A 20775-nucleotide genomic window follows, 5' to 3' on the forward strand; every position below is an offset into this window, starting at 1 on the left:
TAATCCTCTGTATTACGCTTCTTTTTTAGTAGCGGCTTTTTTTGTTGTAGCTTTTTTAGTAGATTTTTTAGCTGCGATTTTAGCTGCCAATTCTTCTTCTTTAGCTTTATCTGCTGCTTTAGCTTCTTGAGCTTTAGCGGCTTTTTGAGCTTGTTTAGCTTCATCTTGTGCTTCTGCTTCATTAGGATAGAAAACAATTTTGTCATCTGCCGCTAATGTAACAATAGCTTTTTTATAACGGTTAGTAAAACCATTAAAACGTCCTACTCTCTTAGCTTTTTTATCAACTTTGATTGTATTAACGTCAGTTACTTTAACTTGGAAAATAAATTCCACAGCTTGTTTGATTTGGTATTTATTTGCGTGATAGTCAACTTCGAAAGTGTATTTATTTTGAGCTTGTAGAAGGTTAGTTTTTTCTGTAAGAATAGGTTTACGAATGATTTGTGTTAATTCCATAATTATTTTCTCCCTTTTTCTACGAAATGAGTTAGACCTTCGTTTGATAGTACTAATACGTCAGCTCAAATTAATGCTTCAACAGTAACTGATGCAGGTTTAATAACCGCAACATTGGCAACATTGCCTAATGATTTGTAAACTGTTTCGTCACTTGATACAACTAAAACGTGTTTTACGTGTGTTAGTTTTAATGCGTCTAATTTAGCAACTGCTTCTTTAGTTGAAATGTTTGCTAATTTAAAATCATCAACAATAACTGCATTGTCTTGTGCTAATAATGTTAAAGCACTTAGGAAGGCAGCTTTTTTAGCTTTCTTATTAACTTTTAGATTGTAATTTCTTTCAGTTCTAGGACCAAAAGCACGTCCACCACCTACTCATATTGGTGATCTTGTCGAACCAGCACGAGCACGGCCTGTACCTTTTTGTCTTCAAGGTTTTTTACCACCACCGCTAACTTCAGCACGTGATTTAACTGAGTGGGTACCTTGTCTTCTTGAAGCTCTTTCTGACATAATTGTGTCAAAAATTGCTTGTTCATAAATTTTTTCTAAATTGAATACTTCAGCAGGTAATTTTGAATTGTCAAAATTAAATTTTGCTTCTTCGTCAACTTTAGTCACTTTAGAAGTTTTAGCTTTAGTTGTTTTCGCTGCTTTAGCTTTTGGTTCTGCTGATTCAGCTTTTTTAGCTGCTTTTTCTTTAGCTGCTGAAACATCAACTAGTTTTTCTTCATTGATGAATTCAATTGCTTTTTCGTCTTTAACATTTTTGCTTGCGACAGCATCAATAATGTTAACAACATTTGCTGAGGTTGTTGAACCAGAAAATTGTCCACCTCTATGGAATCAAACTCTTGATTCTCCTTCAAGTTTATCAGCGTCTTTTTGGAATTGTTCTAGAGCTTCTTTAAATGTTTTGAAGTTTTTAGATCTGGCTGCACCTTCTTTTTTAAGGTTGAATGAGATTACATTGTCTTTACCGAATTTTTCAGATAAGTAAAATTTGTTAACTGACATATTAGTTTTCTCCTTCTTTGGCTGCTTCTGCTTCTTTAGCAGTAGCTTCTTCTGCTAATTTAGCTGCTTCTGCTTCAAGAATTAGAGGTTCTAATTCACTTGAGTGCATTCCAACTTTAACTTCAATACCGAATTTTTTAGCTCTTTCAACTAATTCATTCATCTTAATAACTTCATCAACATCAACTAGAACAACTGGTTTATGGTTTGGTAAACCTTTAACCGCTTCTTTGATGATAACAAGTGATTTTTTAGGTCCAGGAATTGATCCTTTAACCAATAAAATGTTGTTTACAGTATCAACTTTAACAACTTCAAGGTTTTGTACAGTAGTTTGTACAGCACCTAAATGACCAGGCATTGTCATACCTTTGAAAACTTTGTTTCCGGCGATATCACCAAGTGATCCAGTTTGTCTAACTGGTTGGCTACCACCACCACCACCGTGTGATTTAGGTCCAATGTGTTGGTTTCATCTTTTAATGGTTCCGGCAAAACCTTTACCTTTTGATGTACCAGTAACGTCAACAAGTTGTCCTGATGTAAATAAATCAGCTTTAACTTCTTGTCCTAATTCATAGCCTTGCATGCCACGAATTTCTTTAATGTAGCGCTTAGGTGTTGTGTTTGCTTGTTTGAATTGACCTGCTAAAGGTTTGTTAATTCTTGAAGCTCTTAAATCTTCAACTGCTAATTGGGTTGCAACATACCCGTTAACTTCAGCAGTTAAAACTTTAGACACAACATTTGGTTTAACTTCAATAACTGTAACTGGAACAGATTGTCCATCTTCAGTAAAGATTTGGGTCATACCAATTTTACGTCCTAAGATTCCTTTCATAATTTCTCCTTCTCGTTAGAAAACTAACGACCATTGCTTGATATACAAGTTGGCTTTATTTTATTTTTGTGTAATTTCGCTAATTTGAACACCAGCCGGAAATTCGAATCTACGAATTTGGTCTAGTGTTTTTGCATCAGCATCGATTAGAGTAACAAGTCTTTGGTGTACTCTTGCTTCGAATTGTTCACGAGATTTTTTGTTAATGTGAACTGATCTAAGTATTGTAACAACGTGTCTTCTTGTTGGCACGGCTACAGGTCCTGAGAACTTAACATTATTTTTTTGTGCGATTTCAACGATTTTTTTCGCAGCAAAATCTAATTGTTCATGTTCGAAGGCTTTTAGCTTGATATTAATTTTGCTCATGTTGTCTCCTTTGTTCATATGCGAACGTTACTCCACATAAATTACTTAAGCAGTCCTCAACAACGTATTGGCCACTTAACAACCTTATGCTTCACAGTAATAGTTGCTTTTATATTCTATATTAAAATAAGAATTTCGTAAATAAATATTCCATATTTTTATAGCACTTAATTAATTCGTGCGAACCGCGAAGATGCGTTGTTATCAAAAATCACAAATTTGCTATTTAATTTATTCCATTTTAATGTTTTTGATAATTTAATCATTCTTGAGTTATTCTCTGAAAAACTTTCATTGTAATGGCGAAATTAATATTTTTATGATTAATAAATATATGATACGCCAAAAAGCGTTGTTAGATAATAAATTATATTTTTGGTTTCTTATCTTTATATATACGCGCACGAACGCGCACGAACAATATAAAGAGATAACAAAAAAAAGCAAGGAATTAACTTGCTTTTAATGCTAAATTATTTAGTTGGTTTTATATCTTTAAACATGAATCTGAACACACCAGAGTTATAAACTGTTGATAATTTTTCAAATGCTGTAAGAATATGAGTTGTTTTTAATGATTCAGGTGTTGTACCATCTGATCATACATAACATTCTGCTGCACGTGGGTTTTTAGTTCATATTTGTTCGTTGCCTACCGCCTTATCTAAATCATCTCTATTACCTTTATCGGAGCCAGAACCGGTTTCGTTAGGTTTATATAATGGTGATGAATTGAAATTATTACCCTCAGTTTGTCATACACTGCCATGAGTAACTAATCATTTACAAAAATCAATATTAGATCAGTTGTAAGCATTTTTTCCATCTTGTTCTCAGGTTGCGGTTGGTTTAATTGAAGGGTCGCTTAATTGTCTGTGTTTTGCAACAATTCAAGTTTCAAACCGTGTAGTAAATAAATAGATATTTTTAGTTGCGGTATCATAATCAACTGCAAATCTCATTGAAACTGTTGTAGCAGCAGCCATAGTTTTTTCGTCTTCAAGAAGTTTGAAATCACCTTTTTGTACTGCGGTTACAGTTTTAGTGTTGTGATCAATATTTGAATTACCAATTAATAATACAGACGGTAATACAGCTTCGATATAAATTTGGTGATTTTTAACTCTTATTCTAAGCATTTGTTTACTTGAATCAGCGTTAATTTGACTAAATTGTTGATAAATATAGAATTCAGGGAATAAGAATTTGAAATCGAATTTAGAGTCTTTTGAGTCTACAAAACCTGTTCTTTCAGTTATGTTGCCACCTTTAATATCATAAATTTTATGGTTAGCGTAATCAACGATAACTTCATCAGTTTCGTTGACAATTCCGAGTGATTTCTTGAAGGCTTCAAGGGTTTTAGCACTTATGGCGTTTAAATCGTTTTCTTCTCAACCAAGTTCGTCAGCTTTAGCAATTACTTGTTTACTGTTGTAGCCTATATTTTCTTTAACATAATCTTTATAAAATACATCCGCAGAACCATCTAAAAGTTTAAGTTCATCTTTAGTTGTAAATGGAATTTCAACAGTTCTTTCAGTTTCAAATCCTTTGAATTCCTTGTAAATTGAAAGATTAGAAGGTTCGTATTTATATCTAAGTTTAATTTTAATACTTTTAGAAACTTGCGAACTCTTAGTTTCTTGATAGAACGAGTTAATATCAGTTTGTTTTATCAAGTAAACTTTCATGCTAACAGGATTATAAATTGAACCATCATCTAATTTTGTGAAATTAAATTCATCAAACATATTTAAGAATTGATCGTTATTTGTGATGTCAATTTCAGTTTGTGAATTTTCCATTCCGTTTGTAATATTACTGAAATTAGTCTTAAATTCTTCACGTGTCATTGAAGGTTTAGCAACAATTTGATAATATGGTTTATCGAGGTTTTGTTGTTCATCTGAACTTTCTTTACCAATAACATTTTCAAAGAATAAATTGTTATTGGTGTTAGTTCAATTTAAGAATTCTGGTAATTTTTCAAAAATAGTGTTAATAGCAATTTTATTTGCTTCAGTCGTGTTAAATTCGCTGACTCAATTGCCTGAATTATTGTTTTTACTAATTTTAGCCATTTCGGCTGTGATAGGAGCAAGCGCTTGTTCATAAGCTTGTTCTAAATCATTTAATTTTGGTTCATTGCCTCAGACAACGGTTGATTTAAATAGATACTTGTAAATTTCAGTTAAATCTACACGTTTTCCAAGTAAAACGGTTACTTCATTTTTAAATGTTGAAATCATTTTATCAAATTGATTAATTGACGAATTAATTGAATCGACATAGTTTTGTAACTCACTTGCTGAATTAGAAGATATTATCTTAGTGTATACACCTTGAATTTTTTCAAATGCCGAGCTAAATTCATTGAAATCTTTTTGAGTTTGAATTAAACCTGATTTTTCAAATAAAGTTGTTTCGTCAGTGGTTTGTAAACCTTTTTTAAATGTTGTATTTAATGAATCAATTAAACCGTTTTGAACTTTAATCATTTGATCGAAATCGACTCTTAATTGGTTAATGAATTTTTCAATTTTAGCTTTAGACTCGTTTATTAGTTCAAAGTTTTTGTTTAGGTATGCTGTTACAAAAGTATCTTGGCCGGCTTGTGTATCAATTTTAACAAAAGAATTGATGCGTGAGCCTAGCGTATTATTTGCTTCGATAAATTGTTTTGTTAAAGCTTTAGCTTGAACAATGGCATTAAAGTTGTCTTTAGATTTTTTACCTCATAATGAATCGATTAGGAATTCACTAAAGTTGGTTAAATTGGCTAGAGATTTATTAATTTCATTATGTTGAACATCAAAAGCATTCTTAATTTGGTGTTTATATTCATTTAATGCTTTTTCAATCAATTTATTTACTGCTTCAATGATATCTTCAGGAGCTGCACCTTGAGGTCTTGTATAGTCAAGTGCATTAACTGCTTTTTGTTCATAGTCGCCCAATAGTGCCGATGAATTCGCTTTGTTAGAAGCTAATTTTAACGAATCTAATAATTCTTTTGTTTTAGCCTTCAATGTCATTGCAGACAGAATTTTAGAAGAAACAAGTTTATCGATATTATCACTTAATTCAGTTTGCAATGCTACCTTAGTTTTTTCATCATTTTGCATTGCTTTGTTTGCTGTTTTTGCTTTATTAATTGATTCTTTCAGTAAAGCATAGGCGTTTTTTACGTTATTTGAATCAACATTTTCTGTTAATCCACTACGTTGTAATCTTAATAATGATTCTGCAGTACGATATTGAGTAGTAAGGTTTCTAGAATTTTTAATTACATATTTAATTGAATTATTTCCTTCGCCAGATAATCATTTATCCCTCAAATCATAATAATTTTTTGCAGGAGTAGTATCAGATAAAGGAATTGCTTTTAATTCTTTGTTGAATTCTGCAATTTTTGCATTAATTACATCTTTTTCTTCTTTTGTAATTAATGTGTCGTTTTCAATTTCGCTTTGAATTCTAGCGCTATCCTGGTTAACATCTAGACGAACCATATGTAAATCAAGAAGTTTAATGTTTTTAACAATTTCATCTTGTTTAGCAGCCATAGTTTCATCAGTTGGAATATCTTGTCTAAATAATACTGTTGCAGAGTCGATAGCTGCTGATAATTGTTCTTTATCTTGAGAAATGGATTCATTTAGAGGAACTAAAGAACTATTGAAATCGTTGACTTTTTTCAGTTTAGATGCTAATTCTAGCAATTTAGGCATGAATGTTTTAAGATTATTTACCTTTTGTATTACACCATCCATTGTATTGTTGTTTTTAGCGTTTTCAGTTTCTTGAAGAAGAGCATCAATTTTCTTATCAATTTCTCTGCCTAAATTATGAGTTTGTTTAGCAGCATCGTAGTTAGGACTATTTTTGAATTCATTCAATGAATCTAATGTGTCTTTACGTTTATTTCTTAATACTGTTTGATTTGCTAGTTGTTGTTTAATCTTGGTTATTCTTTCCTCAATTTGGGACGGAGTAAGAACCTCATTATCGTTAGGCAATATATCTCAAAGATTTTGAATCATTGCTTTTTCGTCTTCAATAGTTACACTATATTTAGGCGCGCTTTCACGTTCAGTTTTTCATTGTTGAATTGTTTTCGAAACGTCGCTTAGCGCTTTCATAAATTCTAATGCTTTAAGTGATTTTTCCTTAACAAGAGCAATTCTAGCTTCTTTAGCTTTGTCTTTTTCATTTATATTGTTATTCGCTTCACTTACAACAGAATTTAATCAGTTTTGTAATTTTTCAGTGTTTTGTGCGCCACTGATACCATCTTTTTCAAAGAAATCAACAGATTGGTTAATATTTTTAGCTTCGTCAACAGTGCCACTAATTTCTAGAGCTTGTTTAATTCTCTCTTTAGAAATTTCAATAGCTTTGATAATTTCAACAAATTTTGCTCTGTTTTCTTGAACACATTGTTGAACTGAGTGTTTATCGTCCGGTTTTGTGTCAGAACTAAATAGATTTCTAGCCTTGTCAATAAGCGGTTGTAAATCACTGGTTAAATAACTTTTTACAGTGTCTGAAACAGTATTTGCATTTGCTTGACTTAATGTTTCGGCTGAACCAACTTGTAAGCCTAATGCATCGTAATAAATCTTGTTTTGTTTAATTATTTCGATTCTGTCATTGATTGAATTTAAGACATCTTTATTTGCATTTTGTTTTAAGTTTTCATTTAATATGTTGTTGATAATTTTGCCAGAATTTAGAGTCAGTGAATTATCCACCAAATTACCTAAATCTACTGGTTTACCAATGATTTCGTTAACTACTTCGTTAACTTTAACTCTTGTTTCATTTGAATTATTATTTAACTCAGGAATTGCTCTGAAATTATTAAAGTGTTGCAATAACAAGTTGCCTTGTTTTTTGTTTTCAGATTTTAATCCAGCTTCAGTTTTAATACGTTTTAATTCGCTCAATAAAGTTTTATCTTTTAGATTTAGTTGATCAGTTGCTAAAGGTTGGTATTGCGCACCTAATAATGCATTTAAATCTTGAAGAGCTTTTTTATGAGTATCCTTATCAGGATCGAGTTCGTATTCATGGATTAAATCAATAATATCTTTTTGACGATTATTGTAGTTTTCCATTGCATCAATATTTTTAATAATTGAATCTGCTGTAGCGCCTTCAATATTTTTATTGATTTCATTATTTATTTTATTTTTAAAGTTTTGGATGTGTTCCATTACATTGGCAGTGCCAGTTGGTTTAGTTCCGGTTTCGTTGTCAATTTCGCTTGTAACAAATGCCTCGTATTTAGCTAGTCTGTTTTGAACAAGATCTTTATTGTAAGCAAATCTCATTGCTTTTTCTGCTTGTTGCATTGAATCGATTGTTGAAGTAAGTATATTAGCGCAATCAGTTACATAACTTTGACGAGCTTTTTCATAATCATCAAAATTGGTGTATTGGTCTGGTTTTGTTTGATCATGATATGCTTTTTGGTCAAGTTCAGCAACAAAGGCGTCAATACGAGCTTTTTCTTTGTTGTATGTCGCAATTAATTCTTCCTTTTCAGCATTTAAAGAAACCACTTTTTCATGAAGTTCTTTTGCCTTCTGAAGAATAGCTTCGGGAGAATAACTGACGTTTTCAATAATATCTTTATATGTTGCTTTATTGGTTTTAACAGCGGTTTTTACGCTTTCTAATAATGTACGTTGTTCTTGTGAAGGAGATAAAACCTTGTCTAGCTCATTAACCATCACTTTACGCAATTCGTGTTTAGCTTTCGCAATTTCAATGGCATCAGTGATTTTTTTCATTTTTGCTGCAGTCATTTCACTTGTGTCACCTTTTGCAGGTAAGTTGATTTTAATGACTTCACCTAAATTATTGGCTTCTTTAGCTGATTCACTTTGTGCTAAAGTCGGATCACTTTGAATATTTTCTTTTTCAATTATTGCTTGTTTAATTCGATCAATTAAAGCTTCTTGGGCAGACAATACAGCAACAGCGTCTTTAGCAGTTGCATCTGACTTGGCTTTATCTTTCTCTTGAGCATATGAATCAATATCTTTGATTGCGGTATTAACAAGGTTTTTTAATGTGTCTGCACTTTCTCCGGAAATAGGATATGCCTTAGATTGAATTGATTCATTACGTGCTCTGATTTGGTCTTTATGGAATGCTAAAACTAAATCATCATTCATTTGAGATGTTTTCTTTACAGCGTCTTCAATACTTGCAAGAGTTGGCATTTGTTCACCAGCTTGAATAACCTTAAAAATACCATCCATTTTGGTTTTGATTTCTTCTGAATCAGCAATAGCTTTAGGAACTCCAGAACGTTTATCAGGACTTGCATTAAACTCTTCTGAATTTTTTTCAAAGGTTTTCAAATTGTCTTCAATTTCTTTAACCTTAGCAATAGATTGTTTAAGAAGTTCGGCTTTTTCAAGAATTTTTTTCTTTTGTTCTGTTGTTAGATTTTCTTGTTTAGATTCTTTAATTAAATCTTCTAAACGTTTACGTAGAGCATTTTCTCCGGCTGAAGGTTGTTTGTCTTCTTGGTTTGGATAATATTTATCAATATCCGCCGTAATTGCATTTAATTTAGCTTCAATAGAGTTATTATTACGTTTTTCTTTTAAAGTTTTTGCTAAATTAATGGCTTGTTGTTTAAGTTTGTTAACATTGTCTAAATTAACAGGGTTTTGTTTAAGTTCATTAGAAATTTGATCTTTTATATCATCAACTTTTTGGAATTCTTCTGTAAATTGATCAACAATATCAGCATCTGCTTTTATTTCATCGACTAATTTATCTAATGATTTTAATGAATCTTTAACATCACGAATAATACTTGTTGAATTTTGAATATCTTTAATTTGATCTGCTACATCATTTAAGGTTTTTAACTGTCCACTTTCAGCATTAGCAAAGACTCCAGAATTTTCGAATTGAGTTTTTTGGTCTTGCGTTAAATCGCCTTGACCGTTTTCTTTGCGGTCAAGAGCGCTTAGCAAGTCGTTAATATTTTGTGCACGATTTTGCAATAAATCTTTATTAGATTTTAATTTTTGTAATTGAATTTTTTCATTTTCAGTGTATTCGTGTGGATTTTCACCGGTTGGATTAAATGTTCTTTCTGCAAAAATTTGTGCCTGTAAACGGTCGTAAGCAGTTTGGTTTTGAGTGATAGTTGTTTCTAAAACATTAACTAAGAATTTATATTTCTTAATTTGGTCTAAAACAACTGTTGAAACAACTGGGTTGAATTTAACCGAAACAATCTTTTGTGTTTCCTTGTTTAATTCATTAATTAGTTTCTCAAGTAAAACTGCGTCAATTTGTTGAGATTTTAAATCTTGTGCTTGTTGTTCAGTTAGTTTATTCAATAATTGTAATGTTGATTTCATCGCTTTAACTTCAGCATTAGTTTTGGCATATAAGTAAGCTAATTCAACTTTTTGAAGTGATCTTAGTTGTTCTCTAATTGAATATTTTTTAGCAACTATTTGATCAGTATCTAAATTAACAAAAATGTTTGCATCTGAAATTTGGTTGATTAAATCTGTTGCTTGTTGTTTAACTAACTTGCTCAAGTATTTATCTTTAACTTGTTGAGGATAGTCATTTAAATTTATGATAGTCGAATTAATTTGAATCTTAATTTCATCTAATTCTTTTCTAGTTTCTATTAAAGTAGACATTGCGTCTAATTTTGCATCAACTAATGATTTAATTTTTGCTGAATCAGTATTATTTTCAATAATTTCATCAATTTCTCTATTCAACTTCAATAGTTCTTGTTGAGTTATACGTTTAACATTTTTATTGTGTTCTTGTTCAAAGTACAACAATGAATTTGAAAGTTTATCATTGAAATAACGTAATGAATTTAAACGCGAAGTATAGCTTAGCACTTGATTTAATAATTTTGTTTTGTTGTAGCTATCTGGTTTATCAGTATTGATTAATGCAATAATGTTTTTTTCTGTGATTAATCTATTTCAAACATTTTTTAACTTAGATTTGCCTAAGTATTGATAAGAATTAACACGTTCTTTTAGTTTTTTAATAATTTCAGCGTTTGATAAAGATGAGTCATTTAGTACTGAATGATAAATTCTAATATCTTCATTTGCTTGAGCGATATCATCTTTATTTTGGCTTGCTTCTAATTTAAGTTTCGTGTTGTTTAAGTAGTAATCCGAAAGTTTAAAGTATTTACTGATTGAATCTCTGATTAAAAGACTATTAAGTTGTGAACTGTTTAAAAGTTTAGAATCTTCAATAACTTGAACCATTGATTCAATTAGCACTCTATTTTCTTCAATTGATTTATTTGATTTTACTAAATCTTTTAAATCACTAAGTTTTTTAACAGATTCAGCTTTTACTTCATCATCTTTATTATTAGGTGTAGCACTTTCAAACAATGATTGTGCAATAGTTTCTACATTAGTATTAACTAGTGATGTGATTTCAGCAGTAATTTTGACGTATTCTGCAGCAAATTCTGTATTGGCTTGACCTTTAGCGTCAATAATTTTGTTTTCAATAATTCTTTTGTTAATTTCGATGTTATTGATTCTGAATTCTCTCGCTAATACATCATGCTCAACTTGAACTATATTTTGGTTAATGGTATTTTTTAGGGCTTTTGTTGGCAATAATTTATTTAATTCAGTGATATTGTCATCAAATGTATTACCTTCTTGCATTAGAATATCTTTAATTAAATAATCTTGCTTAGTTAAAAACTTATCTAATTCCTTTTGGTAATTATTCACTCATTGGACACGTTGTACTTTGCTAATTTTATTGAAATCATTCAAAGCAATTTTTAGATTTGTTAATTCATTTGATCCGAATTGACTTACTAAATCTTTTTCTCTCAAACGACTAGCTTGGTCTGATAATAATGCATTTAGAGCGTTTAAATCTTTTTTAGAGATTTCATCTTGGTCAGCAACTTTATTAGCAAAATCAAAGATGTGTTTTTTATGCAAATCATTAATACTATTAATTTCTTTATATTTTGTTAGGACTGATGTCTCAGGATTTGAGAGACTTAGTCTTGCTTTATCTCTTTCTGACTCAAGATTTGCTTTTTCTTTGGGAGATAAATTCATTAAATCAACATATTTGTCAAATAATTTAATTGAATTTTCAAATTGTTTTTCAACGTAACTTTGTCTATCAAAATTTGCTCGTTGTTCAAGCAATGATATTGTTGTAGCACCAGCTGCCGCTAGTGATCCAAGCGTTATTAATATTCCGTTTATTGCGTTTTTCTTAGTCATTATTCATCTCCTTTATCTTCGTGTAATCTCAAGAAGAAATCGTATTTATCAATACCTCTAATTGAAACAGGGTCATTCATTGATTTTCAACCAACTTTTGCTTCAAATTTGTTTTTATTATTAACATTTGAAGCTTGATTACCTTTATCAGTGAAAAGACCTGCAAACTTTTCTGCATATTTATTAGCATAGAATTTAGCATCTCTATTAGGATAATTAGTTTGAAATTCAACTTTATCACCTAAAGGTAAATATATTTCTCACTTCATTTCAAAATTATTTTTATAACTTGCGTTATTTCCTTCTCAATCATTTGAAATAACATTTTCAGCTCACCCGTGAAGAACACCATATCTATTAGTTCCTTCTTCATATACAGGAATAGAAACTCCATATGGCATCCAGTTTGTATATCTGTTACCTTGTCATTCAAGGTCTGAACCAGATTGGATTCAGAACATAATTTTCTTACCATTAGCTAATGGCGCATGTTTTCACATTGTTCCACCCATTTCAATACCACTATCTTTAAGTCTAATCTTGAATTTCATGTTTTCCGTACTATTAGAAATATCAATATTAGGGTCAACTTTTTCAATATCTTCAACTTTTAAGTGATTTGGATTTGAATGTTTAGGCAACTTATTAAACATTGCAGCTTCTCAATGCTCATCGTCGAATGTAACATCCTCAGTAAAGAAAGTCATGCCATTTTTTGCAAGATATTTACCGGCACCTTTATTAACCGCAGCCATAATGTTTGTGTTCATAGTTTTATTGTTTCATCCAGCTCTGGAAGCTTCGAAAATGACGGTATTTCTTTGATGACTGTTATTTGCAGCGGTATCGCTGTTTTCTGAACCTAAATTATCTTTTTGAATTCTCATGTATGCTTGAGTATTAAATGTAATTCAAATGTCATTAAATATCGAACTCATAGTCGCAACATCATTAAAGAAATTATTAGAGTTTTTAGGTTGATTATAAACAACTTTTAAGTTAATTTTTGTCTTCTTAATAGACGTATCAGTTTGTAAAAATACTGGTAGTCATGGTTGAGAAGTTGAAGTTCTAGTTAAAAGCACCTTAACATTGTCTAAATTGTAAGGAGTAACTCCTTTCAAGATATTAAATGTTTTGAACAAGTCAAGAACTTCTTGATTTTTAGTAATGTCAATTTCTAATGATGTGCCTTGACCTGGAATTTGATTTATTTTTTCAATTAAATCTTCAAGTAAAACATCTTTTTTAGGTCTAATATATTTCATGTTTTCGCCATTTTTGGTATTAATATAATCAAACATGAAGTTTTTATTAGAAGAATTATGCATTCAGTTATAAAGGGTAACAGATGGTTTGAAAATATTTACTAATATACTTTGTTTAGCATTAAGAGCTAGTTCAGAATTAGTTAATAAATCATTTGAAATTGATTCTTGAGTCAATAATGAATCATAATCAATTTTATAAGAGGTAATTAGGTTCGCAAATACTGGGTTGGCAACCTTATCATTTGCTCTATTATTTTCACCCGCAATAAGTTCTAACATATGAGTTAAATCACGGCCTTTAATAAATTGTGAATATAGACCGATTAAAGTGTCTGAGCTGTTTTTTGCAACGTTGGTTTCATTAGATGAACCATAAATTAATGTATCAATATCTTTCAATGCATTAAGAATTGAGTGTGTTATTTCAAAATATTGGTCAAATTCAGCTTGGATAGGTTGTTTGACTTGTTCATTAATGTCTTGATTATAGTCAATAGTCAATTGTTTTGTTCCAAGTTTAGTCAAATCAGTATCTATTTGATCTTTAGATGTTCCAACTTTAGTTATAGCAGCTAGTAAAGCGTTGTGTTTTTCATTGCTGTTATTTACTTTTTTATCAAGAATATCAATGTAATTACGTAATGTTTTAACATTTGTTCCTTGAGCTGGTTGCAGTTGATTATTAAATGAATCAATTTGATTTTTTAATAATTCTGCTGCTTTTTTACTTAAATCTTTAACAGTTGTGTAGTTTTTGTCAAGAATGTTAAATGATTTTTTCAATGCTTTGCTATATGTTTTAAAGTCATTGTTGTTAGCTGATAGAACTCTATTGGCTTCAGCTATATTGCTTTCATATTCGTTTAGCAGTTTATCAAGACGCAATGAAACTGCAAGTTTTTTAGCTTCGGCAGGATTTAAAGTTTGAGTTTCCCCTTTGGCAGAAACACTCTTGCTTGTTAATAGATTTGTATAAGCTTGTAATCTCTCAATAGCTAATGTTAAACGATTCTTTTCATATTTAATGATTGCTTGTTTTTGAGCTTCTAAAGCTTTTTTTGCTGTGACAAGATTCTTTTGAGCGGCCTTAATATTTTCTAATGTTTCAACTGCTGGACTATCTACAATAACATTAACAGCATTAGATGTAAATTCAGACATCAATGGTGTTGCGTCCGAATCATATGAGTCATCAAGGTATGATTTAACATCATCTATTTCCAATTTTAATGAACGTGATTCAACATGTTTTTGCGATTTTAATTTTGCAATAATACCTTCTGTTGTGTTTGTCAAGTGGTAAATTGAAGCAAGTTTATTGTTTTCAATATGGGAAATATTATTTAAGTTTGATGTTGCTTTACTGATTAAATTATCTAACTCATTATATAGTGATTTCATATCGGCGGTTTCGTTATTTCTGTAATCAGAATCATCAGATGTTGGAACAAACAATTTAGCAGAAGCAATAGCTTTTTTAAGTGCAATACTATTTTTCAGACTAACATCAAAACTATTAGCACCTTTAATTAAATAGGTTTCTTCAAGTGTTTTTAGTCCTTGAATGTCGATAGTATCCTTAGATTTTAATTCAGCAATCATGGCATCTAAAATTGCTTTTAGCGGAGCTTTTTCAGTTGAATCGATTTCATTATTAGTATTAAGTTCATTTAATTTTTTAGAGTGAGAAATCAGCAATGAAATTTTGACCGTATCAGTCTTAATTTGTTTAGTTTTTGTTTGAACATTAAATGCATTTATTTCTTTAAAGTAGAAATTATTTTTTACGGTTGTTGCTCCAGTTTTGTTAACTTCTTCAACTTCATGAGTGATTTTAGTTAATAGATCAGTTAAATCTTGTGAAGGATCGCTTTCACCTTTTGCTGATTCGACTTGTTTTTGTGCTTCAGCAACAACAATAGCCAAATCTGCATACTTACTGAATAATGAATGAACAGAAAGACCTTCATTTTTAAGTCTGTTAATTTTTTCTAAATCATCAGTAGATTTTATTTTTGAAATTTCAGTTATTTTTTCAACATAGAATATTTTTCTGTCAATATTTAATTCATTGAAGGCAGTTGAATCAATAGTTGAATGATTGGTTGTTATAAATTTATCTTCTTCATCATAAGCATTTTTCAAAGCTTCAAACGCCGATTTTCGAGCCTCATAAAGATCTTTAGCTTTTGAGAAGTATTCAGGTAACGCTTTAGATTTCACTGATATAGCATTTGAAAGCGCTGTTGAATCAAACTCGCCAGTAGGCACTTCAACAACAGAATCTAAGACAGCTTGTCCAAGATTTAATTTATCGGCCTCATAACCATAAACTTTATTATCAAATAATCAATCACCTTTATCGTATTCTTTTAGCAATTCTAATTGTTTATTAACCAATTTAGTAAATTTAATTACAATACTATCTAATGATTGGACTTTTGTTGTATCTGAGTTAATTTGTGTGTTTTTAGCAAAATCTTCAAGTTTAGCATAATAATTTTTAGTTTCTGTTTGTTTGGATTCCAAATCACTTTGACCTTTCAAACCAAGTCTGTATGTAACATTTTGAATGACGGCTTTCAATTGAGTCATGTTCTTATTCAATGAAACAACTTTATTTAGTTTTCTTAAATTGTTTTTAATTGATTGCTTAATATTCATTAAATTACTAAATTGAGCAGGGTCTCTATACGCTTCGCGTGCTTGAGCAAATTGTTTTTCAAGATCGGCTTTAATTGAATTAACAACATCAATAACCGGCCCCTCAGTATCAGATACAGTTTGAACTTCTTCTTTAACTTTTTTAACAACTTCTGCTAGATCTAAAATGTTGTCGATATTGTTTCTAACAACAGCTATTTTACTGTCAATTTCTAAAATAGCGGCATTGTCCTCATCTTTATTACCTGTGTTAGGAATGCTATTTAGTTCATTTTGGTATTGTTTGATTAGTCCTTGTGCCCCTGTGATCGCAGCCTGCGATTCGGGGTCGTGTTGTTGTGATTGATATTTCTTGTCAAACTCTGATTTTACAGCATCAATACGTTCACTTTCATTGGCTTTTAAGTCTTCAAATGATGTTGAGTCCATATATTGATTATGCAGTGCAATCGTTGCATTGTCAATGTCAGTAACAGTCGCCGATTCAGTCGGAACAGATGCAGCTAATGATTTTTCAAGAACGATTCTTTTATCTTCTTGATCAGCAACTTTTTTAATTCTGTCAACTACAATTTTTTGCTCATCTAAAAGCAACTTCATTGACTCAATTCTTCGTTTTTGCTCAATGACGTCTTCTGGTTTATCAAGTCTATTTACAGTATCATCGATAGCTTTAATAGTTTTATTAATTTTGTCAATCATTAATTGCGAGTCTTCACCATTAATAGTTGATAGTGCCGGGTCGGCTTTAAGTGTTTCTTGCAGTATTCTGACTTTAGCTTCTAACAATGCTTTTTCGTTTTTGAATGCATCTTTTTGATAACAAATTTCAAATTGTTTTCTAATGTTTTCAAAATCGTCCATAACAGCCTTATCATGGGCACTAGGGCCGCCTTCAGAAGGAGAATTTGTATCAATAAGCACGTCGAATTTAGCTTTTAATTTTTGGATTTCAGAACCTTTTTCAGTAGTGGCCTCTCCATCTTTAACTAAAGTGTCAAAGTTTTGTTCTTTTTCTTTATTTAAAAATGTATTTAATGAATTCATTACATTATTTTTGGCGTTATTGAAATCTGTAACAATTTGAAGTTTGGCAACAGAATATTGATCAACGTAAAGTCTTACTCTACCTTTAACAGCTTCTAAATCTGCTTTCGTTGAACTTGGATCTGCTAATTTTGTTTGTTCGGCTGCAATTTTTGCTTGGATATCTTCATCTAATTTTGCAAAAATAACTCTTTCATATTTATTATTTTCAGGGGTATTATGTTGATTTTCTTTAACCTTAATTAATTTATCTAATTCAATTTTAGCTTCTTTAGATGTTTCAATTTTGCCAAGCATTTCCTCTAGAGCAAGGATTTTGTCATTAATTTTATTAGGTTTATCTGAAATAACAGCACGACTAGCATTAATTACGCCCTTGAAATTAGTACGTAATTCCGGATATTCTTTTTCACTAATTTTAGAAAATTCGATAGTACATTCTTTAATTTTTGCAAGCAGTTTTTGTTGGTCAGCTAGTTTACCAGCTACTGAATCCGCGTTCAAACTAGATGTTTGATATTTATCGGCAACTTTTTGTTGTAATGATTTTATTTCATCGTTTATTGCTTTTATTTTCTTAGAATTTTCAGCTAATTTTTCTTCAGCAGTCACAATTTGAGGCTGATTGTAAGTTTGTCTATCATCTTTAATCTCTAATTTTTCTTTGTATAAACGATCTAATTCAACTTGTTTTTCAGCAATTTGGTTATTTAGTGTTTCGATTTCTCTCTTTGCTGCTTCCAATTCAGATAATGCAATATTTTTTTCATTCTCAAAAACATTAATATCACTTACCAACATGCTGTATGGCTCGTTTGTAATTTGATCATTACCAATATCGTCGGCTGTGATTTTATGATTATTAAGAATTAATTGTTCTCTTTTTAGTTTAGCTTTTGCAACATTTTGCTTAATTTCATTAGTTAAATCATCGATATCGCGGTTCTTCATATTAATTCAACCACGGTTATGTTCATCCGGAATAAACATAATGTTGTCGATGATATTTTGTAATTTTTCAATTTCAATTGAAATTATATCGTTCGATGAACTCAACTCATCAGCGATAGATTTCATTTCCTTTTTAGAAGCTTCAGACTTGAATAACGAATCTTTTTCAGCGTCAGTTTTTAAGCTTGAGGCCACTTCACGTGATTGTCTGTGTTCACTAATAAGTTTTTGTAGACTTAGCTCCATTTCGGATACAGCTTCGATAGCATCACGAAGCACGTCCATTTGGTTAGCTAATTCTTGACGGGCATCTTTTTTGTCTAATTCAGAATCATAATGTGTTTTGTCGTCGTTAATAACCTTAGCTTTTTCAATCAATTTATCCAATGCATCACGCATTTTAGCTTCAGCTGGGGTAAACTCTTCGCCAGGTTTACGGTTTTTGGCAAATGTATCGTCAAGTAATTTTGAAATAACGCCTGATGCGTTTTGAGCTTCAAGATTACTGCGTTTTTCGTTGAAATCTTCCAATGCTTTTTTAAGTTTTTCTTGGATTTCAGGTAGATTGTGTTGAGTAGGGTCATTAAGTGCTTGGTCTGCTTGTTGTTTTAGTGTAGAAAGTTTTTTCAATTCTTCAGCAAGATAAATTTTAACGTTGTCATTATCTTTAACAACTTCCAAAATATTTGAAGATTCATCACGAGTTTTTTCTAGTTCTTTGGCTTCAATTATTTTTTGTGCGTAAACGTCTTGTAATTCACTCAATTCTCTAATGCGTTGTTGCTTTTGTTTAAAAGTTAATTTGTCATTAGTTTGTAGCAATTCAATTTCGTTAGCAATTTTAGCAATGTGTTCGGTTAATTGTTTTTTAACTGGAGAACCATCTTCACTTCAAGTTTCCTTAATTTTTACTAATGTATTGTTAGTTTTGTTGATAACAATGTTAGCTTGGTTTGAAATGATTGCTTTATCGCGTAAATCAAGAGCGAATTTAACTAACCCTCCAGCGATTACGTTTAATTTGTTAACGCCAATTTGGTCTGAGGTGTAAGCAGCCATTTCGCTACGAATTGCAGTGGAGTTTACTTTAACAAATTTTTCAAAACGTGGTTTTTCTTGTTCTCATAATTTTTTAAGTTCAGGTGAAATGGTGTCTTTATCCATTTGTTCTTGAATTTGACTTAGTAATATTGATAATTCTTGTTTATTGATAGTTCTTTCAACTTCAACAGATTGTTCAAAAGTATCCGCAATAGTGTTTAAATTTGCAGACTTAAAGTCAACTAAAAGCAATTTCTTGTTAGTTTCAGTTAGAGCATTAATTTTTTCTTGGTCGTTTACGATTGATTCATGTGTAAGGTCGCTTCCTGCAGAAAATTGAATTTGTTGGCTTAGTTTAGTGTATTTGTCTTGATAAAAATCTTTAATTTCTTTAGTTGTTTCGACTAAAGAAATAACATCGTTAAGTTCGCTGACATATTTAAAGAAGTCTGTGTAAACTAATTGATCTACTTTAGTATTCAATTCATTAACTAATTCTTGGTCAAATTGACCTGAATTATTAGTATCTTTTTCAATTGAATTCTTAGCATCTAGCAATACTCTATTCGCAATTCTAACAGAGTTAATTTGTTTAGATAATTCAGAAATAACTTTGTGTGCGTCAGTATAATCTTTACTATCTATAAATTTTTGGGCTGATTTAAGAGAATTTTCAAGCGCTGATTTGAATTGATGTTGAATTTTATCTAATAATTTTTTGCCTTCTTCAATTTGTTTTTTAATGAACGGAATAATTTCGGCATCGGTAGATAAGAAATATGTTGCTGTTCTGTTAGTAATTGAAGAAACATAATCACTTAAAATTTGACCAATTTCAACTTCATTATCATCGTTTATATTAATTACATTGAAATTTAAATGACCTTTATTTTGTTGGATAAATGTTTCAACGATGTCTAATTCGTAATAAATTTTATCTTTGATTGCTTGTTCAAGTTCAAAAGTTGAAACTTGTTTTTTTGCTTCAATTATTTGACTTAAAATCTTATCAACTTGTTGCTGGTTGTTAGTAGTTTCAGCATCATATAGTTTCGCACTTTGAATATCAAATAATTCATTCAAGGTTTCAACATTATCTCTTGAAATGGTTTCTTGAGCTAAACGTTTATTGATAAAATCAATTACTTTATTGACTTTATCAACTTTCTTTCCTAAATGCAAGTTATCAACATTTGCAATAATATTTAAAACGAAAACATTTGTTTTTAATTCCAAATCAAAAACAATCTTCTTTTGCAATTCATAAATTCTGTTGAATTCATTGACGAATTCCTCTTTATTACCATTTTTACCAAATTTTTCTACCGCATCATTAAAATCGTGTTTTAAGTCGGGTGATTTAATTAATAAACTAAATTCTTTGACTGCTAGTTTTATCTCGTCCTCTGATTTAGCTTCAGTTAATTTAATGTAGGAACTAATGACTTAAGATTGTTTCTACTATCCAGCATATTTTTAATTGATGCTCTTGAATCGTTTGTTTGATCTTTAACCCTATTCGCCATCAATTGTTTTGAAGAATTGATTGCAGCCTGTAATTTGCTTTTTGAATCTGCACTTCAATTTTGAACACTATCTGACTTAATTAACTCTTCTGCTTTTTTTGCGACATCATCTAATTCTGTATATGCAACAGTTTCGATGTCTTTAACTTGTAAATCCGCTTCGGAATGCAGCAATGGTACAGTAACAGCCAATGCGGCAGCTGGGATTCCGGCTATCAATCAAGCTGCTAAAGCTTTTCTTTTGTTTTTCTTCTTGTTTTCTGACATAAAATCTCCTTTTATTATTTATTAAACAGA

General features: G+C 30.5%; 6 protein-coding genes and 1 pseudogene. All 7 read right to left on the reverse strand.

Annotated elements, in window-relative coordinates:
- Positions 1 to 12: 12 nt before the first annotated feature.
- A complete protein-coding gene (gene rplW / locus HLA87_RS00450) occupies positions 13 to 459 on the reverse strand; it encodes a 50S ribosomal protein L23 (RefSeq protein WP_171110861.1) in 447 nt (148 codons plus the stop codon).
- A 2-nt stretch (positions 460 to 461) separates the two neighbouring features.
- Positions 462 to 1481 (reverse strand): 50S ribosomal protein L4, encoded by a 1020-nt coding sequence (gene rplD, locus HLA87_RS00455; RefSeq protein WP_171110864.1) that lies wholly within the window; start codon positions 1479 to 1481, stop codon positions 462 to 464.
- A gap of 181 nt (positions 1482 to 1662) precedes the next feature.
- Positions 1663 to 2322: pseudogene (gene rplC / locus HLA87_RS00460) on the reverse strand (50S ribosomal protein L3); the annotation flags it as partial.
- 60 nt (positions 2323 to 2382) lie between these two features.
- Positions 2383 to 2691, reverse strand: a complete 309-nt coding sequence (gene rpsJ / locus HLA87_RS00465; protein WP_171110870.1) for a 30S ribosomal protein S10 — start codon at positions 2689 to 2691, stop codon at positions 2383 to 2385.
- Between the two features lie 473 nt (positions 2692 to 3164).
- Positions 3165 to 11978: a coiled-coil domain-containing protein gene (locus HLA87_RS00470; protein ID WP_171110872.1), complete on the reverse strand. Its 8814-nt coding sequence runs from the start codon at positions 11976 to 11978 to the stop codon at positions 3165 to 3167.
- Positions 11978 to 20212, reverse strand: coding sequence for a hypothetical protein (locus tag HLA87_RS00475; RefSeq protein ID WP_171110874.1), 8235 nt, complete (start codon positions 20210 to 20212; stop codon positions 11978 to 11980). Before HLA87_RS00475 ends, HLA87_RS00470 begins: the two co-directional genes overlap by 1 nt.
- 161 nt (positions 20213 to 20373) lie before the next feature.
- Positions 20374 to 20745 (reverse strand): hypothetical protein, encoded by a 372-nt coding sequence (locus tag HLA87_RS00480; protein WP_171110876.1) that lies wholly within the window; start codon positions 20743 to 20745, stop codon positions 20374 to 20376.
- Positions 20746 to 20775: the final 30 nt, after the last annotated feature.

Origin of the sequence: Mycoplasma miroungigenitalium, from assembly GCF_013008635.1 — a bacterium.
In the GTDB taxonomy this organism is placed as follows: Bacteria; Bacillota_I; Bacilli_A; order Mycoplasmatales; family Metamycoplasmataceae; genus Mycoplasmopsis; species Mycoplasmopsis miroungigenitalium.